Source organism: Arthrobacter sp. P4_F11 (assembly GCF_056401395.1).
The window spans coordinates 1-18553 of record NZ_JBFUJK010000029.1; the positions used below are offsets into that span (position 1 = coordinate 1).

The 18553-nt window shown below is 65.3% G+C and carries 15 protein-coding genes, 1 tRNA gene and 1 rRNA gene; 8 read left to right on the top strand and 9 right to left on the bottom strand.

Annotation, left to right across the window (positions count from 1 at the left end):
* A partial coding sequence (locus AC1DRO_RS20630; protein WP_476952263.1) for a beta/alpha barrel domain-containing protein occupies positions 1-424 on the top strand: 424 nt, incomplete at its 5' end.
* A gap of 638 nt (positions 425-1062) precedes the next feature.
* On the opposite strand, the gene AC1DRO_RS20635 is transcribed toward AC1DRO_RS20630, so the two are convergent.
* A complete protein-coding gene (locus tag AC1DRO_RS20635; protein ID WP_476952264.1) occupies positions 1063-1785 on the bottom strand; it encodes a DUF5677 domain-containing protein in 723 nt (240 codons plus the stop codon).
* Positions 1786-2271: 486 nt separating this feature from the next.
* Here AC1DRO_RS20635 and AC1DRO_RS20640 point away from each other — a divergent pair, with 486 nt between their 5' ends.
* On the top strand, positions 2272-2904 hold the full coding sequence (locus AC1DRO_RS20640; RefSeq protein ID WP_476952265.1) for an SHOCT domain-containing protein: 633 nt from the start codon (positions 2272-2274) through the stop codon (positions 2902-2904).
* A gap of 2004 nt (positions 2905-4908) precedes the next feature.
* Here AC1DRO_RS20640 and AC1DRO_RS20645 read toward each other — a convergent pair.
* From AC1DRO_RS20645 to AC1DRO_RS20660, 4 genes are all read right to left on the bottom strand, one after another.
* Positions 4909-5658 (bottom strand): tyrosine-type recombinase/integrase, encoded by a 750-nt coding sequence (locus tag AC1DRO_RS20645; protein WP_476952266.1) that lies wholly within the window; start codon positions 5656-5658, stop codon positions 4909-4911.
* Positions 5658-5885: a helix-turn-helix transcriptional regulator gene (locus tag AC1DRO_RS20650; protein ID WP_476952267.1), complete on the bottom strand. Its 228-nt coding sequence runs from the start codon at positions 5883-5885 to the stop codon at positions 5658-5660. Before AC1DRO_RS20650 ends, AC1DRO_RS20645 begins: the two co-directional genes overlap by 1 nt.
* A gap of 136 nt (positions 5886-6021) precedes the next feature.
* Positions 6022-6098, bottom strand: a tRNA-Thr gene (locus AC1DRO_RS20655).
* Positions 6099-6350: 252 nt separating this feature from the next.
* Complete coding sequence (locus AC1DRO_RS20660; protein WP_476944605.1) at positions 6351-7241, bottom strand: DsbA family protein; 891 nt, start codon at positions 7239-7241, stop codon at positions 6351-6353.
* 293 nt (positions 7242-7534) lie between these two features.
* On the opposite strand from AC1DRO_RS20660, the gene AC1DRO_RS20665 reads away from it, so the two are divergent.
* Together AC1DRO_RS20665 and otsB are read left to right on the top strand one after the other, a co-directional pair.
* Positions 7535-8944: an alpha,alpha-trehalose-phosphate synthase (UDP-forming) gene (locus tag AC1DRO_RS20665; protein WP_476952274.1), complete on the top strand. Its 1410-nt coding sequence runs from the start codon at positions 7535-7537 to the stop codon at positions 8942-8944.
* Positions 8934-9779 (top strand): trehalose-phosphatase, encoded by an 846-nt coding sequence (otsB, locus tag AC1DRO_RS20670; RefSeq protein ID WP_476952268.1) that lies wholly within the window; start codon positions 8934-8936, stop codon positions 9777-9779. The genes AC1DRO_RS20665 and otsB overlap by 11 nt, the downstream gene beginning before the upstream one ends.
* A 33-nt stretch (positions 9780-9812) precedes the next feature.
* On the opposite strand, the gene AC1DRO_RS20675 is transcribed toward otsB, so the two are convergent.
* Positions 9813-10214: a VOC family protein gene (locus AC1DRO_RS20675; protein WP_476952269.1), complete on the bottom strand. Its 402-nt coding sequence runs from the start codon at positions 10212-10214 to the stop codon at positions 9813-9815.
* Positions 10215-10476: 262 nt separating this feature from the next.
* Between AC1DRO_RS20675 and AC1DRO_RS20680 the strand changes: the two genes are divergently transcribed.
* Positions 10477-11559: an ABC transporter ATP-binding protein gene (locus AC1DRO_RS20680; RefSeq protein WP_018775851.1), complete on the top strand. Its 1083-nt coding sequence runs from the start codon at positions 10477-10479 to the stop codon at positions 11557-11559.
* Positions 11560-11686: 127 nt separating this feature from the next.
* Positions 11687-13105 carry a DUF4032 domain-containing protein gene (locus tag AC1DRO_RS20685; RefSeq protein WP_476952270.1) on the top strand — a complete coding sequence of 473 codons (1419 nt, stop codon included), beginning with the start codon at positions 11687-11689 and terminating at the stop codon, positions 13103-13105.
* Between the two features lie 47 nt (positions 13106-13152).
* On the opposite strand, the gene AC1DRO_RS20690 is transcribed toward AC1DRO_RS20685, so the two are convergent.
* Entirely contained in the window at positions 13153-14523 is a 1371-nt protein-coding gene (locus tag AC1DRO_RS20690) for an FAD-binding oxidoreductase (protein ID WP_476952271.1), read from the bottom strand.
* 182 nt (positions 14524-14705) lie between these two features.
* Here AC1DRO_RS20690 and AC1DRO_RS20695 point away from each other — a divergent pair, with 182 nt between their 5' ends.
* Positions 14706-16484: a glycoside hydrolase family 13 protein gene (locus AC1DRO_RS20695; RefSeq protein ID WP_476952272.1), complete on the top strand. Its 1779-nt coding sequence runs from the start codon at positions 14706-14708 to the stop codon at positions 16482-16484.
* 2 nt (positions 16485-16486) lie between these two features.
* Complete coding sequence (locus AC1DRO_RS20700) at positions 16487-17521, top strand: LacI family DNA-binding transcriptional regulator (protein WP_028278080.1); 1035 nt, start codon at positions 16487-16489, stop codon at positions 17519-17521.
* An 83-nt stretch (positions 17522-17604) separates the two neighbouring features.
* Here the strand turns inward: AC1DRO_RS20700 and AC1DRO_RS20705 are convergent, their stop codons facing one another.
* Both AC1DRO_RS20705 and rrf read right to left on the bottom strand, forming a co-directional pair.
* Positions 17605-18111, bottom strand: a complete 507-nt coding sequence (locus AC1DRO_RS20705; RefSeq protein ID WP_476952273.1) for an SRPBCC domain-containing protein — start codon at positions 18109-18111, stop codon at positions 17605-17607.
* A 222-nt stretch (positions 18112-18333) separates the two neighbouring features.
* A 5S ribosomal RNA gene (rrf, locus tag AC1DRO_RS20710) occupies positions 18334-18450 on the bottom strand.
* Positions 18451-18553 lie beyond the last annotated feature (103 nt).

The window sequence follows — 18553 nt, forward strand, 5'->3', positions numbered from 1 at the left end:
CGGCGACGTCTCCAACGCCACCACGCACATGCGCCAGATCCGCGCCGAGATCAAGAAGCTCGCCGGCATGGCCGAGGACGAGCTCTACGTCGCGGCCAAGGAGCTGCAGGCCCCGTACGAACTGGTCAAGGAAGTTGCCGCGACCGGCAAGCTCCCGGTGGTGCTGTTCACCGCCGGCGGCATCGCCACCCCGGCCGACGCCGCGATGATGATGCAGCTCGGCGCCGACGGCGTCTTTGTCGGCTCCGGCATCTTCAAGTCCGGCAACCCGGCCCAGCGTGCCGCCGCCGTCGTGAAGGCCACCACGTTCTACGACGACCCGGACGAGATCGCCAAGGCCTCCCGCGGCCTGGGCGAGGCCATGGTCGGCATCAACGTCGACGAAATCCCGCAGCCGCACCGCCTCGCCGAGCGCGGCTGGTAACTCAGCAGAACATCGGCGACGGGCGCGCCTAACCCTCTTGGCTTAATAAGAGAGACTGCAGAGGCTCCATAAGCGAGGCGCCTCGGCGCCGAGTTTGTGGAGAAGCAGTCGAACGCGGACGGCAGCACGCTGCCGCCGGCCGCCAGGTTCAGCCCGCCCACCTCCACAGCCGGGGCCGCCGCCTGTTTTAAGACATAAGAAAACCCCTCCGTTCCGGCCAAATTCGCCGGAACGGAGGGGTTCGTGGGGCCCCCTGTCGGATTCGAACCGACGACCCCCGCTTATCGCGGCGGGGTATCCCCGGCGGTCCCGCTGGTGCCCTGAACTAGCCTCTAACCAGCAATTTTGCAGCTATTGGTAGCGAAATCATACCCGCGTGGTCCTGGCAGTTCCCGTTCAAAGCGTGTCGTAAACGTGTCGCTGTTCGGATGTACGCATTGCGGCCAGCGCACAGACCGCGGCCCTCGAGCTCCGGAAGGATCGTCCTATGGGTCTTGATTGCCTGGTGGGTTGCACTGCGGCTGCAAGCGCCTCTCCGGCCGACTTCCTTTAGTATCGCCGCGTGCTTCCACCTCTACCTTCCTTGTGGGGGATACTGCTGCAAACTTCGCCTGACAGGCTCCTGACATACCGCCGGATCAATCACGGACATTGAGCGGCAGCGCAAGTTCATCCGAAAGGTGATCCAACTCGGCGAGACCAGGCGTGTCAACTCGAAGCGACTCGAGCACCCACGAGGCGAACATCGCCGCCATCGCTGTGAAATGCGCCGTTTGGCGCTCATGAGGGTCAGTTGCCTCGCTCAGGATTATGAACCGCTTTTCATCGTCCAGGTCCAAGAAGGCAGTTACCGTGTCGCCTGTTACATGAATGATCTGCGACTGCTGCATGTACGCGGTGCTGAACGTTGCGTTGAAGTCGATCTGATTAATCATGTCTGTGACGCGCGGCAGCCGTTTTCCCTTGCTCGTCATCGAGTCAAGCGCCGCGTCGATCTCATCCTGTGGTGTGTTGAGGTACTCCGTGACGGCTCGGAAGGCGCGTTGGCGGGAATGGTGGTAGCCATCAATCAATTGTCGGGGGCCGCTTTCATCGAAGTGCGCCCATTGTGCCGTCAAGGCATGCTCAAGGGCCTGCCGAGCGACGGCCACAGCCTCGCGAGAGCGCCCGGCGCGGAACAGAACCACATATGCGCCCGCGTAGCGTATCGCCTGCGCACAGAGGCCGTACACAGTTTGGAACTCCACTTGGTGTTCTACAGCGACCTCGAATGAGTCTGCCTCATGCAGCCGTCGCTCACGCTCTTCAATGAATTCCAACCACGCCTCGATGGTGGGTGGAGTCGAATATGGTGTAGTCACCAGCCAAGTATGCGTGGCTTTTGGGGGTGTCTCAGCGCAGCCAGGTTCCTGAGACTCCTCAGTTGGAGGTTGTGCCACGGTAAGGGACCCTTGCGGGCCGCACGAGGCGCCAAATAGCGCCGCGAAAAAGCCGCCATCTATCTCCAAAAGTCACACCCCAAGACGGCGCCTGAGGTCGAATTCGTTGCGCATCCTATCCCCGCTTTACAGGACACCAGTCTCTACGGTCATGACTCCGGAGGCTCACTAAGTACCATCTTGTTTGCCGCCCATGAGAGGATCCAGCCTGAATACTGAGCAGGACGCAGCCTTGCTGCTCGCCCATCTCGATTCCATCGGCATGAGTGGAGTCGGTGGCAGTGACACGCGGTTGGGCACATACTTCCAGTCGTATGGCGAGCCAGGGCTATGCTGGCTTTTCATACAGCAGCCACGCGGCTGGAGACGCTAGCCTCGATCTCTTGGGTGTGACTCGAAAGGGAGAACATGACTTCGTTTAAAGAACGCATCGCGGCTGCAAAGGATTCGGTTGTCAATGCCTACAAGGAGTCGGCTGCTGACGAGAAGGCCAAAGGAGAGGCGAAGGCTGCCGAGGAGAAAGCCAAGCGAGAGGCGAAGGCTGCCGAGGAGAAAGCCAAGCGAGCGACACTCATTTTGCAGTTGACCAGCGTCAAGGGCTTCTTGCGGCTGTACCCTGACTTCATAGAATGGAAGTTAGGCATCGGAGTTGCTGACGACGTCCAACGGATTCTGTACAGCGAAGTTAGCTCTGTAAGCATGGCGGGCTCCATCGCGCCACCGGGCGGCCTTACAGCAACTTTCTTGTCCGGTGGGATGAACGTTGCCATGGCGCCGAAGAAGAAGGCGATCATTCTGAATGTCGCCGGAGCCGCTCACACGTTTGAGTTCAGCGTAGAGAGCACCGAGAAGGTGCGCGAAGCGGTCGACCTCATCAGCCGGAAATCCTTTGAGGCGAAGACGAAGCTTACGCAGGCTCCTGCAACGAACGCATCGAGCTCCGCCGACGAGATCGCGAAGTTGGCTGCGCTGCATCGAGACGGCGTAATCACCGACGAAGAGTTCACCAAAGCGAAGGCCAGGCTTTTCGGCGGCGATTAGTCGCCGCCCCTCCAGTGGCCCAAAAGTCGCCCTTGGAGCGGTCGTGCGGAAGGCAGAGCCGCTCACTTCGCGCCCTGCTTGAGGGTATGACTCTCGTCGTCCTTGGCGGCGCAGTAGATCCAGCCCGCAAAAAGTTCGTAAGAAGTCCGCAGTAGCTCGACGCATCGGAACCGGTTACGGCATGTTCACGGCGTCGAGCAAGCGGGGGAAACAGTATGACTTCACCGGTATCTGGTCCCGGCAGGGCAAGGACCTCACCGGGCACTTTCCAGACCTGATCGCCGCCGCTGCGAAGCGGCCATCTGGAGAGACGGCCGTCTCGATTTCGAGGCGCTGCACCAGCGCATGCCCGCCCCGAAGGCTGCTTTGCCAGCCATCATCCGTGAGCGTCCTACGTCGTTTGCCGCGTTCGACGTCCTGGCCGTCGCCGGCCAGGCTGCGAGACATCGACGGCCACGAGTACGAGGAAACCTGGTTCGTCGACTGCAAGCACTATAAGCGTGGAGCGCCACCCGATGCTCTCCAGGGCACTCTCGCTTGGGCTGTGGCCGAGCGTCCCGCAGTGGTGCTGTTCATGACTTCCGGCTATCTCACCAACGGCGCGAAGGACTGGATCGCGGACTACCGGCGCACCAACCGACTGCCCTTCCGGATCCGCGTCTGGGAGAAGCCGCAACTCCTTAGGCTGTGGAGAAGAATTTGGACCTCGCCTTCCGCCACGACGTGGGCACGAGTCCGCTGCGACGGGTGTCCGAAATACTTAAGGCCGAGTCGGAGTTCACGGATCGGCTCTGGTACGGCAGAAAGCCCGCGGATGAGAACGTCCATCTCTACGATTGGGCGGACAACATTAAGGCGGGGATGCTTGCCGCTAAGCGCGTATGGAGCAGCAGTACGGCGTCGAAGAGTTGGCGAAGGACGTGGAGTCGGACTGGGGTTACCTGTCGGGCCGGATTTATGGAAGGAGGAACCGGTAGCCCTCCTGACGTCGCGTCGCTCAGCCTAGTTTCTCCTCGAGTCGGGCGTACGGGCGTGGCACGAGGTCCGCTGGTTGATTCAAGCCTTCATCTTGTGCCCTCCGGCCACGATCAGCTGTACCTTGAAGAAGCGGACGCCGCCGTCCACCGCCAAGCTGTGGCCAGGCCCACTCCTAACCGGCGCCCTGTATGGCAGTTCGACCTGGCGGCAAGGGCCAGGGAGGTGGGCTTTGGATCCCTCCGGGTTCTGGAGAAGCCCGGCCAGTCCTTTTCGATGGCACTCCCGGTCTCCTCCGAGCATTCAGCCCCCAACTCATCTACAGTTCTTGAGCGTGAGACCGCCATGCCAGACGGGCCTCCGGCTTGTCCACAAGTGTGGCCTCCAAGGCGAAATACTCTTCAGCGAGGATCCGCAGGGCCGGCTCATTCTGGCTGAAGGAATGCGCTAGGGGGCGCTCTGCCGGAACCCCTGTGGCCAGCCCCTTTCCTTTGTTTGACGAGGGTGACATGCCCCGACAACACACCTAAGGCGTTGCGGCGGTCAATTCAGAGCCAAAGCACCGAAACAGGCCGATTGGCCACTAGGATCAAGCTCATGCTGACGAGGAAACGGGCGATTCTCTTCTGCGCCGGTGCCATACTGGTTGCCGCCGCAGTCTTTATTGGGATGCTCGTGGCCAGAGCAACTGCGCCAGTCTCCGCTGCTGCTTCAGTCGTGACCCAGGCGCCCGAAAGCACGGCCGCCGCTGCCCGGCCGCTGGTTACCGCCGCCCCGCACACACTAACCGCAATTCCCTCGCCGTCCTTCACTCCAACCGCGGAGCCCTCGCCGCCGTCTGAGCCCCAGTTTAGTGAGCCGGCTCCTCCAGCGGCCGCGGCCCCCGTGGTCAAACGGGCACCGTCCCCTGCGCCTCCGCCAGCGAGACGAGTCTGTCCTTCGGGGTTGGTGAATGCGGCGCTGACGTCAGTGTCGTTCTCCCCGTATCAGTACGACGCCGGCAACAGGTCTGTGGTGACGGTCAAGGGCTCAGTGACGAACGATACGACAGCGGTAGTGACCGTCTGGGATGACGATGTACCGAACTGCCAGTAAGTTGCTCGGGCGGGGACCGCATTGGCCGGGTTCTGTCCGCCAAATCCGGACAGCCTCGCGAACATCGTGCAGGGTAGCCGCGCTCAAGCTAACAGGCCTCTTCCGCTGCCTGTTCAGCCGATCGACCTCACGTACCGGATTGCCGCCTACGTACAAGTCGTGCCTGATGGCGTAGGACATGATCTGCTGGAGCACCGTTTTTGCCAGCCGCGCGTTCGTGTGCCCCTTCCCTCCCACGACCAGCGACCGCAAGAAGCTGTCACAGGTGGAGGTGCTGATTTCATTGATCTTCAACGAGCCGAGCGCGGGCTCGATGAGTCGGTAGATGAGCCCTTCGTACTGGTCCCACGTCTGGCGCCGGATCCCGCCCGTGCTGCCAGTCGCGATCATGTTCCCGTTGTCGTCAACGACGACCTTTGGAACCTCGATACTGGCGAGCCACTTCTCGGCGACGACGTTCAGCGAGGGGTTCGCCGTTACTCGTCCGGCACGTTGCTGGTGCTCTTTCATGGACGCCAGCAGGGCTGTCTCTGCCTTGCCCTTGGTCGACCCGAACTTGCTGTAAGTCCGCGTGACACCGTCCCAGCCGCGGAGCCGACCGCTAGCCCGCCATTTTCCCGATACCTCGTCCTTCTTGGCTCTGACCGTTCCCCAGGCGCCAACCGGCAGGCTCGAGCGCCCCATCAGGCCGCAGCCTTCGAAGTCTTACCGATCCAGGCCTCAACAGCGGCGCGATCGTAGCGGACGACGCTATGGAGCTTCAGGGCCGTCGGCCCGATACCGGCGGAGCGCCAGTTCCGGAGTGTCTTGGGAGCCACCTGCAGCCAGTCGGCCACTTCCTCCGTGGTCAGGAGTTGCACCGCGTTGCCCTGGTCCGTTGCCGGTCCCAAGGTCTTTCTGCTTGTCTGCATGTGGTCTTCTATGCGCCGCACGCCGCGACGGGGCGTCATGGGTTTCCCCAAAGCGTGTCGTAAGCGTGTAGCGGCCACTTTTCGGGCATGAAAAACCCCTCCACTCTGGGCAGAATCGCCGGAATGGAGGGGTTCGTGGGGCCCCCTGTCGGATTCGAACCGACGACCCCCGCTTTACAAGAGCGGTGCTCTGGCCAACTGAGCTAAGGAGGCATTCCTGCTGCCTGACACAACTCCGGGCCACAAAATGGCGTGGATGTCAGGACGCTAGACAAGATTAGCCCACCGACGCCCGGTGAGAAAAACCCAGAGAAAAACGCGCAACGCCCCTCCCGCCCAGCGAAGGCCACAGCGATGGCCTATAGCGAACCCAAAGCAATGGCCCGGCCCCGGAACGATCCGGGGCCGGGCCATCAACTTGTGGCCTTTAACTGCGCGCCTTCAACGGCATGTGCCGTTGTGCGGTTACTTCTTGGCGTCGATCGCGGCCTGCAGGTACTGGTCGAACGGGGTCTGGGCGCTGTCGCCGACGCCCCACTGCTTGCCTTCAACGAACACGGTGGGCGTGCCGGTGATGCCGATTACCGTGGCCTCCTGGGTGGTGTGCTTCACCCACGGACGGTAGGTCTTGCCATCCACGCATGTCTCGATGCTCTTGGCCCCGGCGTCGGTGGCCAGCGTCTTCAGCTCGTTGTCGGAGAGTCCGGCGCTGCCTTCGGCCGGCTGCTTGGCGAACAGCAGGTCGACGAAGTCCGAGTACTTCTCCGGGGATTCGTTGACCACGCAGGCTGCGGCGTTGGCCGCGCGCGAGGAGTAGTTCGTGGTGGACCGGCTGTCCAGGAATCCGAGCGGGCGGTACTCCACGGTGATTTTGCCCTCGTTGCGCAGCTTGGTGAGCGTCTCGTTGTACTGCGCCTCGAAGTTCTTGCAGACGGGGCAGATGAAGTCGATGTAAAGGACCACCTTGACCGGCTTGCCGGCCTCAGCCTCGGCGCCCGGGGCCGTGACCGGAGACGGCGGCGTGGCCGGAGCGGACGGGAGGTCGGACAGCTTCACGGTGGCGGGATCGGTCTTCGCCACGTCGGTGTTCGCCAGCAGGGTGACACCGCCGTGGATGTTGCCGTTGGCCGGCGTGGGTCCCTCGTCGGCAACCGGGGCGTTGTTCTTGATGTTGGAGGTGACAACCAGCGCGACGATCACGATGATGGCGACGACGGCGGCAACGATGCCCCAGCCGATCAGCAGCTTGTTGCGCTTCTCCTTCTTCAGCTGCGCCTCGCGGATCTCGCGGGCTTTCTCGCGCGCCGCGGCAGTGCGCTCTGCCTTAGACAGTCGGGGTTCGTTTGCGGGGCTCATTGGTTCCTCGGGTCGTTCGGCCAGGGACGGTCCACTCAGTGGCAACGTCATCATTTTAGGGGAGAAACCCGAGAACTTGCGCTTTCAAGTTTCCCTTCCGCCTGCCCAACGGACGAATAGCCCGGAAGATTCCGGGCGGCTAGGGTTGATGGAGAGCCACGAGCGGACCCCAGGGGGCACCAATGCAAGCAACGGACAGCGCCGGCCACGGCACACAGAGCACCACTGACGCGGCGCGGACGGCCACCGACGGCGCCACCACCGGCGCCGCGGCAGGGGACCAGTTCGACTTCATGGTGGTGTCCAACCGGCTGCCCGTCGACCGCTGTTCGGCCGACGAGACCGGCTGCGAGGACGGCTGGCGCCGCTCCCCCGGCGGACTCGTGACAGCCCTGGCCCCGATGATGACGAAGACCGACGGCGCCTGGGTGGGCTGGCACGGCGCCCCCGACGAGACGGTCAAGCCTTTCAGCCACGGCGGCATCGACCTGATCCCCGTCCAGCTGAGCACCGAGGACATCGAGCTTTTCTACGAGGGCTTTTCGAACGCCACGTTGTGGCCGCTCTACCACGACGTGATCGCCCCGCCGGAGTTCCACCGCACCTGGTGGGATTCGTACCGGAAGGTCAACCGGAGGTTCGCCGACGCCGTCATCCGCCATGCGGCCGAGGGTGCCACCGTCTGGGTGCAGGACTACCAGCTCCAGCTGGTTCCCAAGCTGCTCCGGGAAGCCCGGCCGGATCTGAAGATCGGGTTCTTCAACCACATCCCCTTCCCGCCGCCGGAGATCTTTGCCCAGCTCCCGTGGCGCCGGGCGATCATCGACGGCCTGCTGGGCGCGGACCTGGTGGGCTTCCAGCGCAGCAGCGATGCCGGAAACTTCATGCGCTCCGCACGGCGCTTCCTTGGCGCGAGCGTCAAGCAGCAGCAGGTCCACGTCAGGGGCACCGACGGCGAAACCACCCACATCGCGAGGGCCCAGGCGTTCCCGATCTCCATTGACGTCAAGCAGATCAGCGAGCTGGCGAAGAAGCCGGAGGTTATCGAGCGGGCGCAGCAGATCCGCCGGGACCTCGGCAACCCCAAGACCATCCTGCTCGGCGTCGACCGGCTCGACTACACCAAGGGCATCCGGCACCGGCTCAAGGCGTACGAGGAACTGCTGCAGGACGCCAAGGTCACCGTCGAGGACGCGACCCTGATCCAGGTGGCCAGCCCCAGCCGCGAGCGTGTGGAGCAGTACCGCCTGCTCCGCGAGGAGGTCGAGGGCACAGTGGGCCACATCAACGGCACCTTCGACACCATGGAGAGCACGGCCGTCCGCTACCTGCACCACAGCTACCCCATCGAAGAGATGGTGTCCCTGTACCTGGCCGCGGACGTCATGCTGGTCACCGCCCTGCGCGACGGCATGAACCTCGTCGCCAAGGAATACGTCACGGCCCGGACAAACAACGACGGAGCGCTGGTACTGAGTGAGTTCGCCGGTGCCGCGGACCAGCTCAAACAGGCCCTGCTGATGAACCCGCACGACATTGACGGCCTCAAGGACACGATCATGAGGGCCGTCAACATGCAGCCGGCCGAGGCATCACGCCGCATGAGGGCCATGCGCAAGCAGATTCTGGACCACGACGTCGACCTCTGGTCCTCCGACTTCCTGAAAGCCCTCGCCGAAAAGGTTGTACGCGATGACTCCTGACGCCGCCGGAACTCACGACTCAGAGACCAACACTCCAAACACGGCCCCGCTCTCGCTCTCCCCTGAACTGCTGGCAGCCGTGCGCCGCGTCGCCGGCACCGGGCACCTGCTCGTGGCGATGGACTTCGACGGCACCATGGCACCGCTCGTGGACCATGCCGGCGACGCCCGCGCGCTCCCGCGCTCCGCAGCCGCCTTCGCGGCGCTGACGGAACTGCTCCGGACGACGACGGCGCTCATCTCCGGCCGGGCGCTGGACAGCCTGCGGGCCGTCGCCTCCCCGCCGGAGGAGACGCTGCTGATCGGCAGCCACGGCGCAGAGGTCTGGATGGGGCCCGGCTCCTCGGAACTCATGCTCGACGACGCCCAACGCGAACTCCTGGCCGAGGTCCGCCGGGAGCTTGAGGGAATCGTGGAACAGGCCCCGGGGACCCTTTTGGAAGACAAGCCGGCCGGCGTCGTCCTGCACACGCGGCTCGCGGCGGACGACGTCGCCGAGGACGCCGTCGCCGCGGCGCGGGCGGTCCTGCAGGACCGCAGCGGCGTCTTCCTCAAGTCGGGCAACCGCGTCCTGGAGACCTCCGTCGTGAACGCCTCCAAGGGCGAGGGCATTGCCTTCCTGCGGCAGGCTGCCGGAGCCACGGCCGTGGCCTTCGCCGGAGACGACACCACCGACGAGGACGCCCTGGCCAGCCTCGTCCCGGGCGATCTCGGGGTAAAGGTGGGGCTCGATTTCACCCAGGCTGAGTTCCGGGTGGAGGCGCCGGTGCACGTCTGCGAACTGCTGGAGGCCCTGCTGCGTGAGCGGAAGAAGGCCCTCAACTCCGGGAGCTAACGCGGGCTTACTGAGCGGTCAACCGGGCGTCGGTCACGACTCAGGCTCGTAGCCGATCAACCAGTGCAGTCCGTGACGGTCGAGGACCTGACCATCTGTCGCGCCCCAGGGCTTCGGGGCAAGGGGGTCGATTACCCGGCCGCCAACGGCGAGCTTGTCGAACCACTCGTGGAGAACTGCCGGTTCGGCGGTCCCCAGCAGCGAGAGCATGAGGCCTTCGGACCGGACGCTTTTCTCGCCCGCAGCCGCATCCGACCCCGCCAAAGCGACTGCGCCCTTCAGCTGTCCGTGGGCAATGGCATCCGGCGGGCCGTCGCTGCGGTTGAACTCCTCGTACGTGAACAAGGCAAGCTCTCCGCCGAAGACGTCGGCGTAGAAGCCAAGTGCTTCACGCGCCGTGCCGGGGAAACTGACATAGATCTGCAGTGCCGTCATGCGCACAGCATACCTACCCTTTTCTGGCGCCACGTGACGGACCCCACGTGTGACATCCGTAACTTTTTAGCCCATTTGGCATATATCTGACATACTCTGTTTGTGATGTGGCGCACAACTACCGTGCGGCGTCACTGGGTACTCCTCGGCTTCGGCCGAGGAGTATGCGTATGAAATCCCACAATTGAATTAACAACTGCATAAAACGACCATTCACTACGGATCGTCCGGCACGTACCTGCCGGTGAAGGGATTGATAACTGTGGCTACAGTTACTTTTGATAACGCAACACGTCTGTACCCGGGCACCGAGAAGCCCGCTGTTGACAAGCTCAACATTGATATCGCCGATGGCGAATTCCTGGTCCTCGTTGGACCCTCCGGCTGCGGAAAGTCGACCTCCCTGCGCATGCTTGCAGGTCTCGAGGACGTCAACTCCGGCCGCATCCTCATCGGCGACCGCGACGTCACTGACGTCCCGCCGAAGGATCGCGACATCGCCATGGTGTTCCAGAACTACGCCCTGTACCCGCACATGACCGTGGCGGACAACATGGGCTTCGCGCTGAAGATCGCCGGCGTCAGCAAGGAAGAGCGCGCCGAGCGCGTCCGTGAGGCCGCCAAGCTGCTCGACCTCGAACCGTACCTGGACCGCAAGCCGAAGGCCCTCTCCGGCGGCCAGCGTCAGCGTGTTGCCATGGGCCGCGCCATTGTGCGTAACCCGCAGGTCTTCCTCATGGATGAGCCGCTGTCCAACCTTGATGCCAAGCTGCGCGTGCAGACCCGCACCCAGATCGCGTCCCTGACCCGCCGCCTCGGCGTCACCACGGTCTACGTGACCCACGACCAGGTCGAGGCCATGACCATGGGTGACCGCGTCGCCGTGCTGAAGGACGGCCTGCTGATGCAGGTCGACACCCCGCGCAACCTGTACGACAAGCCCAAGAACGTCTTCGTGGCCGGCTTCATCGGCTCCCCCGCCATGAACCTGCTCGAACTCCCCGTCGTCGACGGCGGCGTGCAGTTCGGCGGAACCGTTTACCCGGTACCGCGCGACGTCCTCGAGGAAGCCCACGGCCAGACCGTGACCCTCGGTTCCCGCCCTGAAGACCTTGAGACTGTTGCCCAGGGTGAAGGTCTCCAGGTCGAGGTCGACGTCGTCGAAGAACTCGGCGCCGACGCCTACGTCTACGGCCACACCACGCTCGACGGCCAGAGCCACGACATCGTGGCCCGCGTCGACGGCCGCCGCCCCCCGATGAAGGGTGAGTCCATCTGGGTCCGCCCCCAGTCGGGCCACGTACACCTGTTCGACACCAAGACCGGCCTGCGCCTCGGCGACTAGTCCCCACCCACCGGTTCAGCTGACGGCGGTCCTCCCCTAGTGGAGGGCCGCCGTCGGGCGTTAACGGCCCTGCTTTAGGCGCGGCCCGCCAAATACGGAAGAATTGATTCATGACCGAGGAAACCCCATGACCGAGGAAAACAGTGCCCAGTGGCACGACGAGCCCACCGACTACGGTCAGATCGGGAAACTGCCCCGGTTCGAGGCCGCCAGCGCCAATGACGACAAGGCCGCGATGGTCTCCAGCTCGCTGAGCATCACGGCCGCCGCCACCGAGCCCGAGCTGCTGGACCTGCCTTGGCACATTGCCCTCGAGGACTGGCCGGCCGAATATCTGGCAGCCCTCCCCCGCGGCATCTCCCGGCACATCGTGCGCTTCGCCCACCTCGGCGGCTCCGTGATCGCCATCAAGGAAACCTCGGAGCACGTGGCGCGCCACGAGTACCACATGCTGCGCAAGCTCGCCCGGCTGGACGTTCCCGGCGTGGAGCCGGTGGCCGTCATCACCGGACGCACCACCCCGGAGGGCCGGCCGCTGAACCCCGTGCTGGTCACCCGGCACCTGAAGTTCTCCATGCCCTACCGTGCGCTCTTCTCCCAGATGCTGCGCAAGGACACCCTGACCCGGCTCATCGACGCCCAGGCCCTGCTGCTGGTCCGGCTGCATCTGATCGGCTTCTACTGGGGCGACGTGTCGCTCTCCAACACCTTGTTCCGCCGCGACGCCGGCGCGTTCGCCGCCTACCTGGTCGATGCCGAGACCGGCGAACTGTACCCGGATTTGTCCACGGGCCAGCGCGAGTACGACCTCGAAATCGCCCGCGTCAACATCGCCGGGGAACTCATGGACCTCCTCGACGGCGGCCTGATCGAGGAGAAGGTGGACCCCGTGGCCACCAGCGAACTGATCATGGACAGCTACCGGCGGTTGTGGACCGAGCTGACGGCAAAGGAATCGTTTGAGATCGGGGAACGCTGGCGCGTGGCAGCCCGGATCCGGCGGCTCAACGAGCTGGGGTTCGACGTCGAGGAATACGCGATCAAGACCACGCAGAACGGCTCCACCATCCAGCTCCAGCCGAAGGTCGTCGACGCCGGGCATCACCAGCGCCGACTGCTGCGCCTGACCGGCCTGGACGCCCAGGAAAACCAGGCCCGCCGGCTCCTGAACGACATGGACTCATTCCGGGCGGACAACAACCCGGGCATGGACGAGGAATACAGCGCGCACCTGTGGGTCAGCCAGATCTTCGAACCGATCGTCCGGGCCATCCCCCGCGACCTCTCCGGCAAGCTCGAGCCGGCCGAGGCGGTGCACGAGGTCCTGGAGCACCGCTGGTACATGTCCGAGAAGGAGAACCGGCACATCCCCCTGGCGGAGGCCGTCCAGTCCTACATCGACAACGAACTCCGCCACCGCCGGGACGAGGCCGCGATCATGCTCAACCCGGACACGGGGTTGCTCAAGATCCTTGAGGTGGAGACCGAGGAATCACGCTACGGCGCCGACGAATCCGTGGACGAATACCCCGACTCCGACGACTAAGCTGCGTGCCCGGCGGGTTGCGGCATGCCAGGGTTAAATCGCTTCAGCTAAATCGCCTTGCCGGGGTTCAGGATCCCGGCCGGATCGAAGAGTTCCTTGATCCGGCGCTGCAGCTCACGCACGGGTTCCTTCTGCTCCAGGCCGAGCCAGCGCAGTTTGTACTGCCCGATCCCGTGTTCGCCGGTGATCGTGCCGCCCATGGCCAGGGCCACGGCAATCGACCGGTCCAGGGCGGCGCCCAGGCGGGCCATGGCATCGGGGTCCACGGCATTGTCCACCCTGTCGACCCAGAAAGTGGGGTGCAGGTTGCCGTCACCGGCGTGTGCCACGACTTTGAGCTGCACCCGGTACTCCGCCGCCATGGCCTCGAGCTCGGCGACGTAATCCACCAGCCGCGAACGCGGCACGGCCACGTCCTCGCCCACCCGGTATTCGTCGTCCACCTCGGTCCCTCGGCTGTTGCGGCGCAGTTCGACAAGCTCCTCTGCCTCCGCGTTGGCCTCCATGGTCACCACCGCGCCTCCCGCCACCAGGACCGGGCGGATGGCCGCGGCTTCCGCTGCCGCGCCGAAGCCGTCGGTCTGGATCAGCAGCAGGGATGCCCCGCGCGCGGCCAGGTCCGAGCCGTGGAGGTCATCGAGTTGGGCGAGCGAGCCGCCGTCGAGCAGTTCCATGATGGCCGGCTGCACGCGGGCCCTGCCCACGGCGAGGACCCCGGCCGCGGCGCTGCGGAAGTCCGGGTAGAAGGCGGCGATGGTGTGTACGTCGCGCGGCAGGTACTTCAGCCGCACGGTGACACCGACCACGATCCCCAGGGTCCCCTCCGAGCCGACGAAAAGCCCGGTGAGGTCATAGCCGGCAACGCCCTTGAAGGTCTGGTGGCCGGTGTGGATGAGGGAGCCGTCCGCGAGGACGACGTCGAGCGCCAGGACAGAGTCGCGGGTCACCCCGTACTTCGCGCAGCGCAGCCCGCCGGCGTTGGTGGCCACGTTGCCGCCGATGGTGGACATCTTGAAGCTCGCAGGATCCGGGGCATACATGAGCCCGTGCACGGCGGCGGCCGCATTCAGGTCGGCGTTAATGACGCCGGGTTCCACGACTGCGGTCTCGTCGTCCGGGTTGAGGTCCAGGATGCGGTTCATCCCCTCGAGCGTGAGCACCACGCAGCCCGCGCTCGCGTGGGCGCCCCCGGAGACCCCGGTACCGGCCCCGCGCGCCACAAGCGCGACGCTAAGGGCGGCGCAGGCACGCACAGTTGCCTGCACGTCGGCCACCGATTCGGCGCGGACCACCGCCTGCGGGAGCTGATAGTCCAGGACGGGAGCCTGGTCCACGGCATAGGCGGCCAGGGTGGTCGCGTCCACGGCAATTTTCTCCGCGCCCAGGGAAGAGGTCAGCTCATCGATGATGCTGCGCATGCGGTCTCCAGTTCGGTCGAATCCGGATCCCAGTCTAAGGCCGCGCATTGTCGGTGATGCGGCTCACAGTTGCAAGCGCTTCCAGCTATGGGCGGGATAGTCCAGTTGGTGGTCGAAATTGCCGCCAAAATGTGACTGGAAGCGTTTTCATATTCCGGCATGGGAGCCCTAGTATTGCCGTCATGTCCGTTGATTCAGTTCTCCTCGCCCCCGCCCCGCTGGCCGGACCCCTGACGGGTCCGCTGACCCCCGTGCACGCCGCAGACCACATTCCGGGATGGTGGCGCTCCGCTGTCATCTATCAGGTCTATCCGCGCTCGTTCCGGGACCTGAACGGCGACGGCATCGGCGATCTCGCCGGAATCACGGCGGAACTGCCCTGCCTTGCGGAACTGGACATCGACGCCGTCTGGCTTTCGCCCTTCTACCGGTCCCCGCAGCGCGACGCCGGCTACGACGTCAGTGACTACTGCGACGTCGACCCCCTGTTCGGCACCCTGGACGATTTCGCCGCCATGATGGCAGAGGCCACCCGGCTGGGAATGCGGATGATTGTTGACCTGGTGCCCAACCACTGCTCGGACCAGCACCACGCTTTCCAGGCTGCCCTAGCCGCGCCTGCCGGCAGCCCGGAGCGGGACATGTTCATCTTCCGAGACGGCCGGGGAGCATTCGGCGAGGAGCCGCCGAACAACTGGCAGTCCCACTTTGGCGGTTCAGCCTGGACCCGGATCACCGAACCGGACGGCGCCCCCGGGCAGTGGTACCTGCACCTCTTCGACTCCTCCCAGCCGGACTTCAACTGGGACAACCGCGCCGTCCATGAAGAATTCGAACGGGTCCTGCGCTTCTGGCTGGACCGCGGGGTCTCCGGCTTCCGGGTGGACGTGGCGCACGCCCTCGTGAAGGCCCCGGGCCTGCCCGAGTGGGGCGGACGGGCGGACGGCAGCAGCTCCCACGGCTTCCCCGGAAGCGACGCTCCGATGTTTGGCCAGCCCGCGCTCCACGACATCTACCGGCGGTGGCGTCAGATTCTCGCCGAGTACGGCCCCGACCGGATCCTCTGCGCCGAGGCAAACGTGGACCCGCTCCCCCGGCTCGCCGATTGGGTGCGCCCGGACGAAATGCATCAGGCCTTCAATTTCCCCTACCTGCACGCGGGCCTGGACGTGCACCGGATGCGCCACATCGTCACGGAGTCACTGACGGCACTGGACGCCGTCGCCGCGCCCAGCACGTGGGTGCTCTCCAACCACGACGTCGTCCGCCACGCCACCCGCTTCGGGTACGACGGCCAGGCTCCGCGCGACGGTGACGGAATCGGCACCTGGGATCCGCAGCCGAACGAGGAGCTCGGACGATCCCGGGCGGCCGCGGCGTCCCTGTTCATGCTGGGGCTGCCCGGCGGGGCCTACCTCTACCAGGGTGAAGAGCTTGGCCTGCCGGACGGGATCGACATCCCGGACACCCGCCGCCAGGACCCCACGTTCGCCCGCACCGGCGGCGCACGGCTGGGCCGCGACGGCTGCCGTGTTCCGCTGCCCTGGCGGGCCGGGGAACGTAACGCCGGATTCGGCCACGGGCAGGACCCCTGGCTGCCGCAGCCGGAAAGTTTCTCACGGCTGGCCCGGGATGTGCAGTCCGCTTCGCCGTCGTCGCATCTGAGCCTCTACAAGCGCATGCTGGAACTGCGCCGCCGGCTCGACCTTGGCCGCGGCTCGCTGTCCTGGTACGAGGACCTCTGCACCGATACGAGCCTTGCCTTCCTCAACGGCTCCACGCTGGTCCTGCTGAATGTCGGGTCCGAGCCCCTGGAGCTGCCCGCCGGACGGGTGCTGCTGCGCAGTTCAACGCCCACGGGTGCCGGCTACGACCCCGGGGACATGGCCGGCGGGGGCGATCCGTTAGGCTCAGGTGAAGCTGTTTGGCTGGAAATCTATCTCGAGGACACGGAGGGCTAGGCATGCCCGGCATCAAGGACGTCGCGGAACGGGCCGGCCTCTCCATCGCCACCGTTTCGCGCGCCTTGAGCGGCAAGGGCAATGTCTCGCCGCGTAGCCGGGAGCGGGCCCGCACCGCCGCCGCAGAGCTCGGTTTCGTCGCGTCGTACCAGGCCTCCGGACTGGCCTCCGGACGGACCCACAATGTGGGCCTCGTTGTCCCTTCCGTCCACCGGTGGTTCTTTTCCTCGGTGGTCGAAGGTGTCTCGGCGACCCTGCTGGATGCCGGCTACGACCTCACGCTGTACAACGTCAGCCAGGGCCGGGAGCGCCGCCACAGTGTGCTGAACGACTTCCTCCTGCGCAAACGCGTGGATGCCGTGATCGCCGTGTCGCTGGAGCTCTCCGAGGCCGAGATCGACCAGCTGCTGGCCATCCATCGCCCCATCGTGGGGATCGGCGGCCCATTACCCGGGGCGTCGACCATCCGCATCAATGACGCCGGTATTGCGGAGGCCGCGGCCCGGCACCTCATCCAGCTTGGCCACAGCAAAATTGCCCACATGACCGGCGATGCCGCCTACGAGCAGGACTTCCGCCTTCCCGGCACGCGCCAGGCGGGGTTCAAGAAGGCCATGCGGGACGCCGGACTGGTGGTCCGGCCGGAATGGCAGGTCTCCGCCGATTTCACGATCCGGGGCGCCTACGCCAACGCCCGTGAGCTGCTCGGCGGCTCTCCGGAGCGTCCCACGGCCGTCTTTGCCGCCTCGGACGAGATGGCGATCGGCACGATCCTCGCTGCCCGGGATTTCGGGTTGCGGGTGCCGCAGGATCTCTCCGTCATCGGCATCGACGGCCATGAGCTGGGTGAAGTCTTCGGGCTGACCACGATCGATCAGGACGCGCGGGGCCAGGGTGCGTTGGCCGTGCGGCGTTTGCTGGCCAGGCTCGACGGCGCCGGAGACACGGCGGCCGCGCACACCGAATACCCCACGCGCTTCATCATCCGCTCCAGCACCGCTGTTCCGCCCGTCGACCAGGGACCTTTGCGCGCCTAGGTCCGGGCTAGGTCCGGGCCTGCCGGGCCTGACCGCCGGGTCTGTCCGCCAGTAGGGACGAACGCGCCTCTCCCAGGAGCCGCTCAGGCCTCGGGGCTGTCCGCGCCGGCGCCGCCCATGAACCGAACGAAGCGGTCCAGGACGGCGGGCCAGCCTGCCGCATATTCCGCCCGGGCTGCCGCGGGGTCCTCAGCGCCCTCCCAGCCGCTGTGAACCAGGCGGAGCTCTGTCCCCTCGCCTACCGCCCTGAACGCCACCCGGAGCTCTGTGGACCACATGGCAGTGGTTCCCGGGTGCCAGCTGGCGTGGAAGGACATTGGGGGCTGCCAGTCGTCAATCGATCCCCAAACAGCCGTCCGGCCGTCATCCGAGGACTCCATGATCAGGTTCTCCTCGAACTCGACATAGGAGCCGGCGCCATAGACGCTGTGGTCCTCGAGCGGCCACCAGAGGTGCGTGTGTTCCGTGAATCCCATGAAGGCCCGGGCAACTGCGCCCGGCACCACAACGCTGACGACGACGGGATCGAGTTCGTCCGCCGCGGCAGGTTCCGGCGCTCCGGAGGGAGCGTGGCTGAAGAGGTTATCCATGGGCAACAACTCTACCCGCGCGGGCAGTTCCCTGATCCAGGGGCGGCTGACGGCGGCTGTGACGCTCCCTCACGTTTGGCGGGATGTCCGGTGACGCTCCCTCACGTTTGGCGGGGTGTGGCGGGATGCTCCCGCAGGTGTTGCGGGGACCCCGGGCTGAATGACGGGTTAAATGCGGGAGGACCCCCACCTGGTGGTGGGGGTCCTCGACCGTTAATGGTGTTCCGGCGGTGACCTACTCTCCCACACCCTCCCGGGTGCAGTACCATCGGCGCTGTGGGTCTTAGCTTCCGGGTTCGGGATGGGACCGGGCGTTTCCCCCACGCTATGACCGCCGTAACCCTTGCTCCGCCACGCACCCGCGGGGCGGGGGTGGGGAAATCTGTGGTTACAACATCTGTGGTGTTGTTATTTTGTTGTGGTTTTGTTCCTCAAGCAACGG

Excerpts from the sequence above, each read along its gene's own strand:
- AC1DRO_RS20640 (WP_476952265.1), top strand. The coding sequence starts at position 2,272 with ATGACTTCGTTTAAAGAACGCATCGCGGCTGCAAAGGATTCGGTTGTC.
- AC1DRO_RS20645 (WP_476952266.1), bottom strand. The coding sequence starts at position 5,658 with ATGGGGCGCTCGAGCCTGCCGGTTGGCGCCTGGGGAACGGTCAGAGCC.
- AC1DRO_RS20650 (WP_476952267.1), bottom strand. The coding sequence starts at position 5,885 with ATGCAGACAAGCAGAAAGACCTTGGGACCGGCAACGGACCAGGGCAAC.
- AC1DRO_RS20660 (WP_476944605.1), bottom strand. The coding sequence starts at position 7,241 with ATGAGCCCCGCAAACGAACCCCGACTGTCTAAGGCAGAGCGCACTGCC.
- AC1DRO_RS20665 (WP_476952274.1), top strand. The coding sequence starts at position 7,535 with ATGGTGGTGTCCAACCGGCTGCCCGTCGACCGCTGTTCGGCCGACGAG.
- otsB (WP_476952268.1), top strand. The coding sequence starts at position 8,934 with ATGACTCCTGACGCCGCCGGAACTCACGACTCAGAGACCAACACTCCA.
- AC1DRO_RS20675 (WP_476952269.1), bottom strand. The coding sequence starts at position 10,214 with ATGACGGCACTGCAGATCTATGTCAGTTTCCCCGGCACGGCGCGTGAA.
- AC1DRO_RS20685 (WP_476952270.1), top strand. The coding sequence starts at position 11,687 with ATGACCGAGGAAAACAGTGCCCAGTGGCACGACGAGCCCACCGACTAC.
- AC1DRO_RS20690 (WP_476952271.1), bottom strand. The coding sequence starts at position 14,523 with ATGCGCAGCATCATCGATGAGCTGACCTCTTCCCTGGGCGCGGAGAAA.
- AC1DRO_RS20695 (WP_476952272.1), top strand. The coding sequence starts at position 14,706 with ATGTCCGTTGATTCAGTTCTCCTCGCCCCCGCCCCGCTGGCCGGACCC.
- AC1DRO_RS20700 (WP_028278080.1), top strand. The coding sequence starts at position 16,487 with ATGCCCGGCATCAAGGACGTCGCGGAACGGGCCGGCCTCTCCATCGCC.
- AC1DRO_RS20705 (WP_476952273.1), bottom strand. The coding sequence starts at position 18,111 with ATGGATAACCTCTTCAGCCACGCTCCCTCCGGAGCGCCGGAACCTGCC.